Source organism: Geodermatophilus arenarius (assembly GCF_042654585.1).
Classification (GTDB): Bacteria; Actinomycetota; Actinomycetes; order Mycobacteriales; family Geodermatophilaceae; genus Geodermatophilus; species Geodermatophilus arenarius.
Window position 1 is genome coordinate 40,599 of the sequence record NZ_JBHSGR010000021.1, and the last position, 14,417, is coordinate 55,015.

The window sequence follows — 14,417 nt, forward strand, 5'->3', positions numbered from 1 at the left end:
CCGCGTAGTCGGCCAGGTGCCGGCGCAGCTCCGCGCGGACGGCGAGCCGTGTGCGGGCGTCCAGCGCCGACAGCGGCTCGTCGAGCAGCAGCAGCGCCGGGTCGCCGACCAGCGCGCGGGCCAGGGCCGCCCGCTGCGCCTGCCCGCCGGACAGCTGCGCGGGCCGCCGGTCGGCGAGGCCGGCCAGGCCCACCCGCTCGGTCCACGCGGCCGCGGCGCGGCGCGCGTCGGCCTTCGACGCCCCGCGGGTGCGCGGCCCGAAGGCCACGTTGTCCAGGACGGAGAGGTGCGGGAAGAGCAGGTGGTCCTGGAACACCATCCCGAGCGGGCGCCGGTGCGCGGGCAGCTGCACGCCGGCGTCGACGTCGTCCCACACGGTCCCGTCGACGGCCACCCGCCCGCCGTCGGGCGGCAGCAGGCCGGCCAGCACCCGCAGGAGCGTGGACTTGCCGGCGCCGTTGGGCCCGAGGACGGCGAGCACCTCGCCGTCGGGCACGTCGAGGGCGACGTCGACGGTCACCGGGCCGCGGCGGACGCGGACCTGCGCCTCCAGGGTCACGGGGCCACCCCCGTGCGCCCCAGCCAGCGGTCGCGCAGGAGCAGCAGGGTGGCCACCGAGACGGCCAGCAGCACCAGGGACAGCACGATCGCCGCGTCCGGGTCGCGCTGCAGGGCGAGGTAGACCGCGAGCGGCATCGTCTGCGTCGTCCCGGGGAAGTTGCCGGCGAAGGTGATCGTGGCGCCGAACTCGCCCAGCGCCCGCGCCCAGCACAGCACCGCGCCGGCGGCGACGCCCGGCGCCACCAGCGGCAGGGTGACCCGGCGGAAGGTGGTCCAGCGGTCGGCACCGAGGGTGGCCGCGGCGTCCTCGAACCGGGCGTCGGCGGCCCGCAGCGCCCCCTCGACGCTCACCACGAGGAACGGCATCGCCACGAACGTCTCGGCGACGACCACCGCGGTGGTGGTGAACGGGACGGTGATCCCCGTGGTCTCGGCGAGCCAGCGCCCGACCAGCCCCTGGCGGCCCAGCACGAGGAACAGCGCGACGCCGCCCACCACCGGCGGGAGCACCAGCGGCACGGTCACCAGCGCGCGCAGCACCGCCCGCCCGCGGGCGCGGGATCGGGCCAGCACCCAGGCCAGCGGCACGCCGAGGACGACGGAGACCAGCGTGGCCAGCGTCGCGGAGACCAGCGACAGCCGCAGCGCCTGCCCGACGCCCGGCTCGGTGAGCAGCGCGGGCACCTGCGGCCACGGCGCGCGGACGACCAGCGCGACCAGGGGCAGGACGAGGAAGGCGACGGCGAGCGCGGCGGGGACGAGCAGGGGCGCCGGCGTGCGGGCGCGCCTCACGGCGCCCGGAAGCCCGCGTCCCCGAGCGCGCGCTGCCCCTCCTCGGACAGGACCAGGTCGACGAAGGCCCGCGCCGCCTCCGGGTTGGGGGCGCCGGTCAGCGTGCACAGCGGGTAGTCGTTGACCGCGTCCTCCGCCTCGGGGAAGGGGACGGCCTCGACGGCGTCCCCGGCGGCGACGACGTCGGTGGCGTAGACCAGCGCGGCGTCGACCTCGCCGAGCTCCACCTTGGTCAGCGCGGCGCGGACGTCCTCCTCCTGCGTGTCCGGGCGGGGCGTCACGCCCGCGGCGGCGAAGACGTCCTCCGACGCCGCGCCGCAGGGCACCTCGGGTGCGCAGACGGCGAGGGTGAGCTCCTCGCGGGCGAAGTCGGCCAGGCCGGTGACGCCGGCCGGGTTGCCCGCGGGGACGGCGATCTGCAGGACGTTGGCGGTGAACACGGTGGGGTCGCCGTCGGCGAGGCCGGCGTCGGTGACCACCGACATCTGGGTGCCGTTGGCCGAGGCGAAGACGTCGGCCGGGGCGCCCTGGGTCAGCTGGGTGGCCAGCGCCGAGCTGCCGGCGAAGTTGAACTGCACGGTCAGGCCGTCGCTCCGCTCCTCCAGCCGCTGCCCGAGGTCGGTGAAGACGTCGGTGAGCGAGGCGGCGGCGAAGACGGTGAGCGTGCCGGTGGGGCCGTCGCCGTCCCCGGCCGCGCTCGCGCCGGCCCCTCCCCCGCACCCGGCGGCGCCGAGCGCCACCGCGACCAGCGCCGCACCGATCCCACGTCCCCGCATGCGCGGGACACTAGCCCCTCCGAATCCGCAGGTGCGGACCTCCTACGGGACGTCGACGCTCACCTGCGTGGCCTTGACCGTGGCGACGGCGCGGACGCCGACCTCGAGGCCCAGCTCGTCGGCCGCCTCGCGGGACATGAGCGAGACCAGCCGGAACGGCCCGGCCTGGATCTCCACCTGCGCCATCACCGTGTCGCGCAGGACCCGGGTGACGATGCCGGCCAGCCGGTTGCGCGCCGAGGAGCCGCGGGTGGTGCCCGGCTCGGGCGCCTCGTGCAGCTCGGTGGCCAGGCGGGCGAGGTCGGCGCCGTCGACGTGCGCGGGGCCGCCGCCCTCGCGCGACGCCGGCAGCCGGCCCCCGTCGATCCACCGGCGCACGGTGTCGTCGCTGACCCCGAGCAGCGCCGCGGCCTCGGCGATCCGGTAGCTCGCGCTCACGCCGGGGACCCTACGTGCGCGGCGTGTGCACGCACCGCCGTCCACGGCCCCCGGCCACCGCGATCCGTGCACACGCCGCGTCCCCCGGGAGACGCCGACACCCCGGCCTCCGTTTGCCGATCGCGGCGTCCGGGCAGCGGCAGCCGGTGTCACGCACCCCCAGCGACAACCCCGCCGGCGGCTCGGCCTCGGTCCGCACCCGCCGGCTGCGCGAGGTCTCCCGCGACGTCCTCGGCTTCGAGGAGTTCCGTCCCGGCCAGGAGCGGGCCATGCAGGCCGTGCTGTCCGGCCGGGACACGCTGGCGGTGCTCCCGTCCGGCGCCGGCAAGAGCGCGGTCTACCAGGTCGCCGGGCAGCTGCTCGACGGCCCGGTCGTCATCGTCTCGCCGCTGATCGCCCTGCAGCGCGACCAGGTGGAGCGGCTGCAGGAGCTCGGCGACGACGCCGGCCGCGCCGCCCAGCTCAACTCCAGCCTGTCCGCCGGCGACCAGCGCGCCGCCCTCGAGGGCCTGGCCGACGGGACGGTCCGCTTCCTCTTCCTCGCTCCCGAGCAGCTGACCAAGCCCGAGGTGGTCGACGCGGTCCGCGGGGCCGGCGTGGCGCTGTTCGTCGTCGACGAGGCGCACTGCGTCTCGGCCTGGGGGCACGACTTCCGCCCCGACTACCTGCGGCTGGGGCAGGTGGTCGAGCAGCTGGACCACCCCACGGTGCTCGCCATGACCGCCACCGCGGCCCCGCCGGTGCGCGCCGAGATCGTCGAGCGGCTGGCGATGCGCGACCCCGAGGTCGTCGTCGCCGGGTTCGACCGGCCGGAGATCCGGCTCGAGGTCGACCACCACGCCGACGCCACCGCCAAGCGGAATGCGGTCCTCGACCGCACGACCGCCGAGGTCGAGGCCGGCCGCGGCCCCGGCATCGTCTACAGCGCCACCCGCAAGGGCACCCTCGAGGTCGCGGAGGCGCTCACCGAGCGCGGGCTGCGGGCGCGGCCGTACCACGCGGGCCTCAGGAAGAGCGAGCGCGAGGACACCCAGCGCGCGTGGATGGAGGACGAGCTCGACGTCGTCGTCGCCACCACGGCCTTCGGGATGGGCATCGACAAGCCCGGCACCCGGTTCGTCGTCCACGCCGAGCCCGCCGACTCGATCGACAGCTACTACCAGGAGATCGGCCGGGCCGGCCGCGACGGCGAGCCCGCGCTCGCGGTGCTGGTCTACCGGCAGGAGGACCTCGGCCTGCGCCGCTTCTTCGCCGCCGGCGCCCCCGCCGAGGAGGAGCTGCAGCAGGTCGCCGGGCTGGTCGCCGCCGCGCCCGCCGCCGGCGTCGAGGACGGCGTCGACGTCAAGCAGCTGCGCGAGGAGACCGGCCGCGGCGCCACACCGCTGGCCCGCGACCTCAACCTGCTGGAGCAGGTGTCCGCCGTCGTCCTCGACGAGGAGGGCGCCGCGCACCCCGCCGAGGGCGCGCCCGCCCCCGGCGAGGCGGCCGCCGCCGCGCGCGAGCTCGCCGAGCACCACGAGCGGGTCGACCAGAGCCGCGTCGAGATGATGCGCGGCTACGCCGAGACCACCGAGTGCCGCCGCCAGTACCTGCTCGGCTACTTCGGCGAGCAGCTCGAGGAGCCCTGCGGCAACTGCGACAACTGCTCGGCCGGCACCTCCCGCGAGCAGCCGTCCGGCGGTGACGCCGACACCCCGTTCGCCCCCGAGACCCCCGTGACGCACACCGAGTGGGGCCCCGGCGTGGTCATGCGGGTGGAGGACGACCGCGTCGTCGTCCTGTTCGAGGAGGTCGGCTACAAGACCCTGGCGCTCAAGGCCGTCGAGGCGAACGACCTGCTGCAGGTGCGGGGGGCCGGCGGCTGACCGGACACCTCATCGGGTGCTCACCCTGCGGGAGCGCCCGGGGAAGTCGATGATCAAGGCCGGATCGCCGGGCGCGTCGCCCGGTGCGGGAGGAGAGCGCACGTGAAGGTCCTCGGCATCAACGCCATCTACCACGACCCGGCGGCGGCCCTCGTCGTCGACGGGAAGGTCGTGGCCGCGGCCGAGGAGGAACGCTTCAGCCGGCGCAAGCACGGCAAGCGCCCGCTGCCGTGGAGCGCATGGGAGCTGCCCGAGCTGTCGGCCGCGTGGTGCCTGGAGCACGCGGGCATCCGCCCCGAGGAGCTCGACGCCGTCGCCTACTCCTTCGACCCCGCCCTCATGGGCACGCCGGAGGACTCCGGCCTGTTCGACGACGGCGACACCATGCGCAAGAGGTACGCCGAGATGGCGCCGGACTTCCTCGCGCACGCCCTCCCCGGCCTGGACCCCGCGAAGGTCCGCTTCGTCAAGCACCACGTCGCGCACGCGGCGTCGGCCGGCAAGGCCGCGCCGCAGCGCGACAACGCCGTCCTGGTGCTCGACGGCCGCGGCGAGGCGCACAGCCACCTCGCCGGCCGCTACGTCGACGGGCAGCTGGAGATCCTGGCGGGGCAGTCGCTGCCGCACTCGCTGGGCCTCATGTACGAGGAGCTCACCGACCACCTGGGCTTCCTGCGCAGCTCCGACGAGTTCAAGGTCATGGCGATGGCCTCCTACGGCAAGCCGCGCTTCCTCGGCGAGCTGTCCGAGCTCATCCGCGCCACCGGCGACGGCGGCTTCCGCACCGAGAGGATCGACTTCTCCGAGTTCGCGCCGCGCCTGGGCAAGGACGAGCGGTGGACCGAGGACCACGCCGACCTCGCCGCCAGCGTGCAGACGCGGCTGGAGGAGGTGCTGGTCGACCTCGCCCGCTGGGTGCACGAGCAGACCGGCGAGAAGACGCTCACGATGGCCGGCGGCACCGCGCTCAACTGCGTGGCCAACACCCGCATCCTCGCCGAGAGCCCGTTCGAGCAGGTGTGGGTGCAGCCGGCCGCCGGTGACGCCGGCACGGCCCTCGGCGCCGCCCTGCACGTCGCCGCCGAGCTCGGCGAGCGCACCGAGCCGATGCCCGGCGCGGCGCTGGGCCGCGGCTGGAGCGACGACGAGATCGAGCGCCGGCTGCAGACCGCCGCCGTCGACTACGAGCGTCCCGACGACGTCGCCGAGGCCGTCGCCGAGGTGCTCGCCGACAACGGGATCGTGGCCTGGTTCCAGGGCCGAAGCGAGTACGGCCCGCGGGCGCTCGGCCACCGCTCCCTGCTCGCCCACCCCGGCTTCGAGGCCAACCTCGAGCGGATGAACGACGTCAAGGGCCGCGAGCAGTTCCGCCCCGTGGCGCCGATGGTGCTGCTGGAGAAGGCGCCGGAGATCTTCGGCCGCGGGCCGATCCCCTCCCCGTACATGCTCTTCGTGCACGACGTCGCCCCGGAGTGGAAGGACCGCATCCCCACGGTCACCCACGTCGACGGCACCGCCCGCATCCAGACCATCGACCCGGAGACCGAGCCGCTGGTGCACCGGATGATCTCGGCGTTCGAGCGGCGCACCGGGCTGCCGGTGGTGGTGAACACCAGCCTGAACACCGCCGGGCGGCCGATGGTCGACGACCCGCGCGACGCCCTGGAGTGCTTCGGCTCGGCCCCGGTCGACCTGCTGGCCATCGGCCCGTTCGTCGTCCGCCGGACGAGGCGCACGCCCCGCCCCTGACCCCTCCTCCGCAGGGCCCCGCGCCGCCGGCGCGGGGCCCTGCGCGTTCCCCCGCCCCTCCACCGGGTGACCGGTGAACCGGGTCGGCCGCGGCGTCCGAAGACCGGTACACCGCCTGCCGCGACGGTGACGATCCGGCAACGGCCCTCCGCTGGACGGGGGGCTCCCGTTACCGACCGTCACGCCGGGGTAGGCGACACCCCGAGCCCGCCAGGACGGCGGCGACCTCGTCCACACACGGAGGAACCAGATGGCCACCACGGGGAACACCGGCGCTCGGCCGGGCATGGCCTGGCCCCAGACACTCGCCCTCGCCTTCGGCGTCGTCTACCTGCTCGTCGGCATCGTCGGCTTCTTCATCACCGGCTTCGACGGCTTCGCCAGCAACCGCACCGACGGCAACACGGACACGCTGCTCGTGTTCATGATCAACCCGCTGCACAACGTCGTGCACATCGTGATCGGCCTGGCCGGCGTCCTGCTGTCCCGCACGCTGGCCGGCGCCCGAACCTACGGCTGGCTGCTCGCCGTCGGCTACGGCGCGGCGTTCGTCTACGGCCTGATCGCGATCAACCAGGACTGGGACTTCCTCAACGTCAACGCCGCGGACAACGTCCTGCACGTCGCCACCGCCGTGGTGGGACTGGTGATCGCGCTCGGCCCGGTCAACACGCTCGCCCGCTCCTCGCGCCCCTAGGCGGTGGTCCCCGTCCTCCCGGGACGGGGACCACCGGGAGCCGGGCACCTGCCACGCGGCGGGTGCCCGGCTCCCGCCGTCCCCGGCTCCCGACGTCCCCGGCTCCCGACGGCGCGCGACCCCGGTGCGACGCCGGTCACGCGGCGGGCTACCTTCCGACGCATGGACTTCGCCCTCTCCGCCCGAGCCGAGGACGTCTGCGGCCGGATGTGGGACTTCATGCGTGAGCAGGTCTTCCCCGCCGAGCCCGTGTACGAGGCGTGGCGCGCCGAGCGCGGCCACGACAACCACGAGCACCCGCCGGTGCTCGAGGACCTCAAGAAGGAGGCCCGCGCCCGCGGCCTCTGGAACCTCTTCCACCACGAGCTCGGGGGGCTGACCAACCTCGAGTACGCGTCGGTCGCCGAGATCATGGGCTGGTCGCCCACGATCGCCCCCGAGGTGACCAACTGCGGTGCCCCGGACACCGGCAACATGGAGACGCTGATGATGTTCGGGACGCCCGAGCAGAAGCAGCGCTGGCTCGAGCCGCTGCTCGAGGGCGAGATCCGCTCGGCCTTCGCGATGACCGAGCCCGACGTCGCCTCCTCCGACGCCCGCAACATCCAGACGTCGATCGTCCGCGACGGCGACGAGTACGTGATCAACGGCCGCAAGTGGTGGACCAGCGGCGCCGCCGACGAGCGCTGCCAGATCTTCATCCTCATGGGCAAGACCGACCCCGAGGGCGCCCCGCACCGGCAGCAGTCGATGGTCCTCGTGCCGCGCGACACCCCGGGTCTGGAGATCATCCGGCACCTGCCGGTGTTCGGGTACCAGGACCAGCACGGCCACTCCGAGATGCGGCTGACCGACGTCCGGGTCCCGGTGAGCAACATCCTCGCCGGCGAGGGCGACGGCTTCATGATCGCCCAGGCGCGGCTGGGCCCCGGTCGCATCCACCACTGCATGCGCGCCCTGGGCATGGCCGAGCGGGCGCTGGCGCTCATGGTCGACCGCGCGCAGAAGCGGGTCGCCTTCGGCCGGCCGCTGGCCGAGCAGGGCACCGTCCGCGAGACCATCGCCCGCTCGCGCATGGAGATCGACCAGGCCCGGCTGCTGGTGCTGCGCACCGCCGACCTGATCGACAAGTACGGCGCCAAGGGCGCCCGCACCGAGATCGCCGCCATCAAGGTGATCGCGCCGAACGTCGCCTGCGACGTCATCGACCGGGCCATCCAGGTGCACGGCGGCGCCGGCGTCAGCAACGACACCGTGCTCGCGCGCTTCTACGCCTCGGCCCGCACGCTGCGCATCGCCGACGGCCCGGACGCGGTGCACCTGCGGTCGGTGGCCAAGGAGGAGCTCGCCCGCGAGCGTCCGTACGTGGGCTGAGGACAGCGGAACGCCGGACGGGCCGGCACCCCGGTGGGGTGCCGGCCCGTCGCACGTCCGGGCTCAGCTCACGGGGACAGCGTCGTCCCGAAGCCCCCGGCGGCCAGCTTCGCGAGCAACTGGGTGCGGTCCAGGCCGACGCCGGACAGCGCGTCGGCGTCGCGGTCGGTGTCGATCTCGTCGGGCAACCGGCTCTCCACCGCGTCCGCGGTGGAGTGGTCGCCCTCGGTGCGCAGGATCTCGAGCAGGTGCCGCTTCTCCAGTTTCACGTGCGTCCTCCGTCCTGGGGCCCGCTGGGTCCCCCGGAGTGTGGTGCCGGTCACCCGGCGCCGCAACGTCAGCGGACCGAGCGGGACCGCCGCAGGAGGAAGCCGCCGACGGCGAGCAGGACGACGCCCACGAACAGCTGGGCGACGCCGACGCCGCCCCGGTCGCTGGCGAACCACGTCGGCGAGGAGAGCAGCAGCACCACCCCGATGCCGAGGACGAGCAGCGCCACCAGCCGCTCCCGCCGCGCCGTCGTCCCGCCGTCCCCGGGCCGTGCCGGTCCGCCGCCCATGTCGCCTCCGTTCCCGCCGGTCCCCGGACCGGCTCCCCGCCCGAGCCAACCAGACGCCGCGGCACTGGACAGGCAAGCGTGTGCTTGCGTATCGTCCGGCCGTGGGCGACGTGTTCAGGGCCCTCGCTGATCCGACCCGGCGCGCACTGCTCGACGAGCTGCAGGACCGGGACGGCCAGACGCTGTTCGAGCTGTGCACCCGGCTGATCCAGCGGCACGGGGTGGGCTCGTCGCGCCAGGCCGTCTCCCAGCACCTCGAGGTCCTCGAGCAGGCGGGCCTGGTCCGGACCCGGCGGGAGGGTCGCTACAAGTTCCACCACCTGGACACCGCACCGCTGCTCGCCATCGTCGAGAGGTGGCGGCTGGACACGGAGGAGGGCCCGTGCGGATCACCCTGACCAGCGTGCTGGTCGACGACCAGGAGAAGGCGCTGCGCTTCTACACCGAGGTGCTCGGCTTCGTGAAGAAGACCGAGGTGCCGCTCGGCGAGCACCGCTGGCTGACCGTCGTCTCGCCCGAGGCGCCCGACGGCGTGGAGCTGGTCCTCGAGCCCGACGCCCACCCGGCGGCGCAGTCGTGGAAGAAGGCGCTCATGGCCGACGGCATCCCCTACAACTCCTTCACCGTGGCCGACGTGCACGCCGAGACCGAGCGGCTCAAGGCCCTCGGCGTGCGGTTCACCCAGGAGCCCCTGGAGATGGGCCCGGTGACCACCGCCGTCCTCGACGACACCTGCGGCAACCTCCTCCAGATCGCCAGCGCCCCGGCGACCTGACGGCGGCCCCGCTGCAGGGTCCCGCCGCGAGCCTGCGAGCGGTGGGGGCAGCGGGGTCCTTCCTCAGCCGTTGCGGCTGGGCGGCTCGCCGGCGGCCAGGGCGGCCTGCGCCTGCGCCGGGTTGAAGGCGCACGCGTCGTCGACCTCGGTGGCCGTGGGGGCACCCTCGACCGGGGCGGGCGGCGTCCCGTTGGGCACCTCGGCGCCGGAGGCGCTGGTCCCCGGGGCCGGCGCGGGAGCGGACGTGCCGGCGGCGCCGGAGAGGGTGTCCTCCACGATCTGGCGCATCCGGTCGTAGTCGGGGTACGCGGGGTCGATCAGGCTGGTGTCGAAGACGACGCTGCGGATCTCGGCGTCCTTGACCAGGAACGCCAGGTCGACGAAGTCGTCGAGCGCCGACCGCGGGATGTCGGTGCTGACGATGTCCTGCGTCGTCGCGGCCAGCTCCTGGTACTGCTCCAGCAGGGTGATCGGGTCGGCCTCGTCGACGATCGCCTTGATGGTGCAGCGCTGCCGGTCCATGCGGTCGTAGTCGGTGAGCCCGTACCGGCCGCGGGCGAACTGCAGGGCGAGGTACCCGTCGAGGTGCTGGTCCGGCCCCGGCGCGATGTAGTCGTCGGGCAGTTCCTCACCGGTGATGCCGTTGATCGGCACGTAGTAGTTGACGTTGACCGTGATGCCGCCGAGGGCGTCGACGAGCCGGCTGAACCCGTCGAGGTTGACCAGCACGAAGTAGTCGATGTGGAGGCCGAGCGCCTCGCCGACGCCGAGCTTGAGGAAGTCCGCGCCGGGGTCGTCGGTGGGGCCGAGGACGTCCGGGTGGTCGGCCGGCCCGTTGCGGTAGACGGAGTTGAGCAGGCTCTCGCTCTCGCTGCCGGACTCGAAGCCCTCGGGGTAGATCTCCGCCAGCGGGCTGTCGGCCGGGAAGGGCAGGTCCTCCAGGTTCCGCGGCAGGCTGAACAGCGTCGTCTCACCGGTCTCGGTCTCGACGCTGGCGACGATGACGGTGTCGGTGCGCACGCCCTCGCGGCCCTCGCCCCCGTCGCCGCCCAGGAGCAGGACGTTCACCCGCTCCTTGCTGCCGAACGGGTCCGGCGTGTCCTCGACGGTGGCCGACTCGCGGTCGTCGGCGAACACGCCGTCGAGCAGGCCGCGCTGCGCCACCGCCACCTCCCCGACCCGGTAGGCCGGGTAGGCGATCCCCGCGACCAGGAGGGCCACCAGGACGGCACCGACGGCGTGCCGCGGGGCGGAGCTGTGCCGCGGCAGCAGCGAGCGGTAGCCGGTGACGACGACGGCGACCCACGCGACCGCGAGCACGACCAGCGCGGCGACGATCCAGTTCAGCGACGAGGAGTCGACGGCCAGCCGCACCGCGGTGCGCCGGCCGGCGGTGGCCAGCCAGACGCCGGCGCCGACGAGCAGCACGAACAGGACCAGGACGACCGCGCCCAGGCGGCGCCGTCCGGAGGCCAGGAACGCGGTCCCGGGGACGACGGCGTTGACGGCGGTCAGGCCGAGCACCGCCGCGAGGGACCGCGACTCGCGCCGTTGCCGGCGGGTGCGCCCCTGGCGGGCCGCTCCCTTCCCCGAGGGCACCGGCGGGAGGGACGGGGCGTCGCCGATCGGCCGGGTGACGTCCTCGTTCACGGACGCACCCGGGCTGCACCGGGTCGGCTCATCTCGCTCCCACGGGTCCTGGTCATCCGGCCATGATCCCACTCGCGGCTGGCGGTCACGGGCGTCTCCGTACCCAGCACCGCCCCCGGGCACCCGAACGGGCGTGAGGTGCGTCTCCCCTGGTCACGGGCGGTGCCCGGACGGGCCCCGGCGGTCACCCCCGGTGCCCCATAGGCTCGGGGACCGTGCGCCTCGCCACCTGGAACGTCAACTCCATCCGGACCCGGGTCGACCGGGTGACGGCCTGGCTGCAGCGCCGCGACGTCGACGTCCTGGCGCTGCAGGAGACCAAGTGCCGCGACGACCAGTTCCCCGAGGAGCGGTTCACCGAGCTCGGCTACGAGGTGGCGCACGTCGGCCACTCGCAGTGGAACGGCGTCGCCGTCGTCTCCCGGGTCGGGCTGGCCGACGTCGAGGTGGGGTTCCCCGGCATGCCGACGTGGGCGGCCAAGGAGGGTGCCGAGCCCGCCGCCGAGGCCCGCGCGCTCGGCGCCACCTGCGGCGGGGTGCGGGTGTGGAGCCTGTACGTGCCCAACGGCCGGCAGCTCGGCGACCCGCACTACGACTACAAGCTCGAGTGGCTGGCCGCGCTGCGCACCGCGGCCGGGAGCTGGCTGGCCGCGGACCCTGCGGCGCAGGTCGCGCTGGTCGGCGACTGGAACATCGCCCCCCAGGACGAGGACGTGTGGGACATGAGCGTCTTCGCGCACTCGACGCACGTCTCGGCGCCCGAGCGGGAGGCGTTCCGCGCCGTCGTCGACGCCGGGTACGCCGACGTCGTCCGGCCGCTGGCCCCCGGGCCCGGCGTCTACACGTACTGGGACTACACGCAGCTGCGCTTCCCCCGCCGCGAGGGCATGCGGATCGACTTCGTGCTCGGCACCCCGTCGCTGGCGGCCCGGGTGAGCGGGGCGCTCATCGACCGCGAGGAGCGCAAGGGCAAGGGCGCCAGCGACCACGCCCCCGTGGTGGTCGAGCTGGCGGACTGAGGGTCCGGCGGGCGGCCGCCGTCAGGTGGTCACGCGCGCACCGGCGGGCGACGACGCGACCTCGGGCTCCGTGGCCCGGGCCGCCGGGGCCCGCTCGGCGGGCCGCCGGCGCAGGCGCAGCACCCGCGACAGGGCGGTCTGCTGCCCGAAGGACGCGGTCAGCCGGTCGAGGAAGATGGCCAGCAGGACGACGGCCAGGCCGCCCTCGAAGCCGCTGGCGACGTCGAGCTGGGTGACCGCCCGCACCACCACCGCGCCCAGGCCGGCCGCGCCGAGCAGGCCGGCGGTGACGACCATGGACAGCGCCAGCATGATCACCTGGTTGACGCCGGCCATGATCGACGGCAGCGCCAGCGGCAGCTGGACCTCGCGCAGCACCTGTCCCGGGCGGGCGCCGAAGGCCTGCGCCGCCTCCACCACCTCGCGGTCGACCTGCCGGATGCCCAGCTCGGTCAGCCGCACGCCCGGCGGGATGGCGAACAGGATGGTCGCCACGACGCCCGGCACGACGCCCACGCCGAAGAAGAAGACGGCGGGGATCAGGTAGACGAACACCGGCAGCGTCTGCATGAAGTCGAGCACCGGCCGGACCGTCATGCTCACCGCCCGGGAGCGGGCCGCCAGGATCCCGAGGGGGATCCCGATCGCCGCGGCGATGACCGCGGCCACGAGCACCAGCGCGAGGGTCTGCATGGTCTCGACCCACAGCTCCAGCGAGACCACCAGCAGGAACGCCAGGACGGTGTAGAGCGCCAGCCACGGGCCGCGCAGCAGCAGGGCGAGCACCGTGAAGACCACGATCCACACCACCGGCGGCGGGGAGACCAGCACGTCGGTGAGCCCGTCCACGAGGACCTGCATGACGTTCGAGATGGCGTCGAACAGCCACGGGACGGTGGCGAGCAGCCAGTCGATGAGGTCGGCGACCCACTGGCCGAGCGGGATGTGCGGGATCACGGGCGCCTCCCCCGGACCGGGACGGCCGACAGCGCGTCGAGCACCGCGGCCCGCGGGACGACGCCGAGCAGCCGCCCGCCGTCGTCGACGACGCCGAGCGGCACGGGGTGCCGCCCGACCAGGTGCACGAACTCGACGACCGGGCGGTCGGCCGCGATGGTCGCGTGGTCGGGGACCAGCTCGCGCGGGCCGAGGGCGGACCGGCCCTCCTGCACCGCGCGGGCGAGCAGGTCGTCGCGGGCGACGCCGGCGATCCGCCCGCCGTCGTCGAGGACGTAGACGCCGTTGGCCTCGGCCGCACCCAGCGCCTTGAGCACGTCGCCGGGCGCGTCGCCGAGCCGGGCGGTCAGCCGGGGCTCGCGGAGCAGGTCGCCCGCGGTGAGCACGCGGGTCCGGTCGACGTCGGAGGTGAAGTCGGCGACGTAGTCGTCGGCGGGCGCGGAGATGATCTCCGGCCCGGTGCCGAGCTGCACCGTCCGCCCGTCCTTGAGCATGAGGATCCGGTCGCCCAGCCGCATGGCCTCGTTGAGGTCGTGGGTGATGAACACGATGGTCTTCGCCAGCTCCGCCTGCAGCCGCTCCAGCAGGTCCTGCATGTCGCGGCGGATCAGCGGGTCCAGCGCGGAGAACGGCTCGTCCATGAGCAGCACCTCCGAGTCCGCGGCCAGCGCGCGGGCCAGGCCCACGCGCTGGCGCATGCCGCCGGACAGCTCGTCGGGCCGGGCGTCGGCCCGTTCCAGCAGCCCCACCGTCCCCAGCGCCCAGTCCGCCCGCTCGCGCTGCTCGGCCGCGCTCGCGCCGCGGACCTTGAGCGCGTAGGCGGCGTTCTCGCGGACCGTGCGGTGCGGCATCAGCGCGAAGTGCTGGAAGACCATGCTGATCTTCTCGTTGCGGACCGCGCGCAGCTGCGCGTCGTCGAGCGCCCGCAGGTCCCGGCCCTCGACCTCGACGGTGCCGGCGCTGGGCTCGATGAGCCGGTTGAGCAGGCGGACCAGCGTGGACTTGCCCGAGCCCGACAGCCCCATGACGACGAAGAGCTCCCCGCGCTCGACGGCGAAGCTGACGTCGTGGACGGCGAGCGTCGCCCCGGTGCGCCGTTGGATCTCGTCGCGCCCGAGCCCCTCCCCGGCCAACCGCAGGGCCTCCTGCTCCCGCGCCCCGAAGACCTTGGTCAGGCCCGAGACGCGCAGCACCGGCGCGGTCAC

General features: G+C 74.7%; 15 protein-coding genes and 1 pseudogene. 7 read left to right on the plus strand and 9 right to left on the minus strand.

Annotation, left to right across the window (positions count from 1 at the left end; translation table 11 throughout):
* Positions 1-82 precede the first annotated feature (82 nt).
* The 4 genes and pseudogenes from ACFO3M_RS22725 to ACFO3M_RS17695 form a co-directional block, all read right to left on the minus strand.
* Positions 83-601: pseudogene (locus tag ACFO3M_RS22725) on the minus strand (ATP-binding cassette domain-containing protein); the annotation flags it as partial.
* On the minus strand, positions 556-1,353 hold the full coding sequence (locus ACFO3M_RS17685; protein WP_387991744.1) for an ABC transporter permease: 798 nt from the start codon (positions 1,351-1,353) through the stop codon (positions 556-558). The gene ACFO3M_RS17685 and the pseudogene ACFO3M_RS22725, both read right to left, overlap by 46 nt.
* On the minus strand, positions 1,350-2,129 hold the full coding sequence (gene modA / locus ACFO3M_RS17690; protein WP_387991747.1) for a molybdate ABC transporter substrate-binding protein: 780 nt from the start codon (positions 2,127-2,129) through the stop codon (positions 1,350-1,352). Before modA ends, ACFO3M_RS17685 begins: the two co-directional genes overlap by 4 nt.
* A 42-nt stretch (positions 2,130-2,171) precedes the next feature.
* Positions 2,172-2,567: a TOBE domain-containing protein gene (locus ACFO3M_RS17695; RefSeq protein WP_387991750.1), complete on the minus strand. Its 396-nt coding sequence runs from the start codon at positions 2,565-2,567 to the stop codon at positions 2,172-2,174.
* Positions 2,568-2,713: 146 nt separating this feature from the next.
* Here ACFO3M_RS17695 and ACFO3M_RS17700 point away from each other — a divergent pair, with 146 nt between their 5' ends.
* The 4 genes from ACFO3M_RS17700 (at position 2,714) to ACFO3M_RS17715 (ending at position 8,252) form a co-directional block, all read left to right on the plus strand.
* A complete protein-coding gene (locus tag ACFO3M_RS17700; RefSeq protein WP_387991752.1) occupies positions 2,714-4,432 on the plus strand; it encodes a RecQ family ATP-dependent DNA helicase in 1,719 nt (572 codons plus the stop codon).
* 102 nt (positions 4,433-4,534) lie between these two features.
* Positions 4,535-6,181: a carbamoyltransferase family protein gene (locus ACFO3M_RS17705; protein ID WP_387991754.1), complete on the plus strand. Its 1,647-nt coding sequence runs from the start codon at positions 4,535-4,537 to the stop codon at positions 6,179-6,181.
* Positions 6,182-6,431: 250 nt separating this feature from the next.
* Positions 6,432-6,878: a DUF4383 domain-containing protein gene (locus tag ACFO3M_RS17710; RefSeq protein ID WP_387991757.1), complete on the plus strand. Its 447-nt coding sequence runs from the start codon at positions 6,432-6,434 to the stop codon at positions 6,876-6,878.
* 162 nt (positions 6,879-7,040) lie between these two features.
* Entirely contained in the window at positions 7,041-8,252 is a 1,212-nt protein-coding gene (locus ACFO3M_RS17715; RefSeq protein ID WP_387991760.1) for an acyl-CoA dehydrogenase family protein, read from the plus strand.
* Between the two features lie 68 nt (positions 8,253-8,320).
* Here the strand turns inward: ACFO3M_RS17715 and ACFO3M_RS17720 are convergent, their stop codons facing one another.
* Both ACFO3M_RS17720 and ACFO3M_RS17725 read right to left on the minus strand, forming a co-directional pair.
* Positions 8,321-8,521 carry a hypothetical protein gene (locus ACFO3M_RS17720; RefSeq protein ID WP_387991763.1) on the minus strand — a complete coding sequence of 67 codons (201 nt, stop codon included), beginning with the start codon at positions 8,519-8,521 and terminating at the stop codon, positions 8,321-8,323.
* Positions 8,522-8,589: 68 nt separating this feature from the next.
* Positions 8,590-8,811, minus strand: coding sequence for a hypothetical protein (locus ACFO3M_RS17725; RefSeq protein WP_387991766.1), 222 nt, complete (start codon positions 8,809-8,811; stop codon positions 8,590-8,592).
* Between the two features lie 101 nt (positions 8,812-8,912).
* Between ACFO3M_RS17725 and ACFO3M_RS17730 the strand changes: the two genes are divergently transcribed.
* Positions 8,913-9,209, plus strand: coding sequence for an ArsR/SmtB family transcription factor (locus ACFO3M_RS17730; RefSeq protein ID WP_387991769.1), 297 nt, complete (start codon positions 8,913-8,915; stop codon positions 9,207-9,209).
* Entirely contained in the window at positions 9,194-9,586 is a 393-nt protein-coding gene (locus ACFO3M_RS17735; RefSeq protein ID WP_387991772.1) for a VOC family protein, read from the plus strand. Before ACFO3M_RS17730 ends, ACFO3M_RS17735 begins: the two co-directional genes overlap by 16 nt.
* 63 nt (positions 9,587-9,649) lie before the next feature.
* Here ACFO3M_RS17735 and ACFO3M_RS17740 read toward each other — a convergent pair whose 3' ends face one another.
* Positions 9,650-11,236: an LCP family protein gene (locus ACFO3M_RS17740; protein ID WP_387991775.1), complete on the minus strand. Its 1,587-nt coding sequence runs from the start codon at positions 11,234-11,236 to the stop codon at positions 9,650-9,652.
* Positions 11,237-11,451: 215 nt separating this feature from the next.
* Here ACFO3M_RS17740 and ACFO3M_RS17745 point away from each other — a divergent pair, with 215 nt between their 5' ends.
* Entirely contained in the window at positions 11,452-12,255 is an 804-nt protein-coding gene (locus tag ACFO3M_RS17745; RefSeq protein WP_387991778.1) for an exodeoxyribonuclease III, read from the plus strand.
* 21 nt (positions 12,256-12,276) lie between these two features.
* Here the strand turns inward: ACFO3M_RS17745 and ACFO3M_RS17750 are convergent, their stop codons facing one another.
* Both ACFO3M_RS17750 and ACFO3M_RS17755 read right to left on the minus strand, forming a co-directional pair.
* Positions 12,277-13,212: an ABC transporter permease gene (locus ACFO3M_RS17750; RefSeq protein ID WP_387991781.1), complete on the minus strand. Its 936-nt coding sequence runs from the start codon at positions 13,210-13,212 to the stop codon at positions 12,277-12,279.
* Positions 13,209-14,417: a quaternary amine ABC transporter ATP-binding protein gene (locus ACFO3M_RS17755; RefSeq protein WP_387991784.1), complete on the minus strand. Its 1,209-nt coding sequence runs from the start codon at positions 14,415-14,417 to the stop codon at positions 13,209-13,211. The genes ACFO3M_RS17750 and ACFO3M_RS17755 overlap by 4 nt, the downstream gene beginning before the upstream one ends.

Coding starts and splice junctions, on each gene's coding strand:
- modA (WP_387991747.1), bottom strand. CDS start 2,129: ATGCGGGGACGTGGGATCGGTGCGGCGCTGGTCGCGGTGGCGCTCGGC.
- ACFO3M_RS17710 (WP_387991757.1), top strand. CDS start 6,432: ATGGCCACCACGGGGAACACCGGCGCTCGGCCGGGCATGGCCTGGCCC.
- ACFO3M_RS17715 (WP_387991760.1), top strand. CDS start 7,041: ATGGACTTCGCCCTCTCCGCCCGAGCCGAGGACGTCTGCGGCCGGATG.
- ACFO3M_RS17725 (WP_387991766.1), bottom strand. CDS start 8,811: ATGGGCGGCGGACCGGCACGGCCCGGGGACGGCGGGACGACGGCGCGG.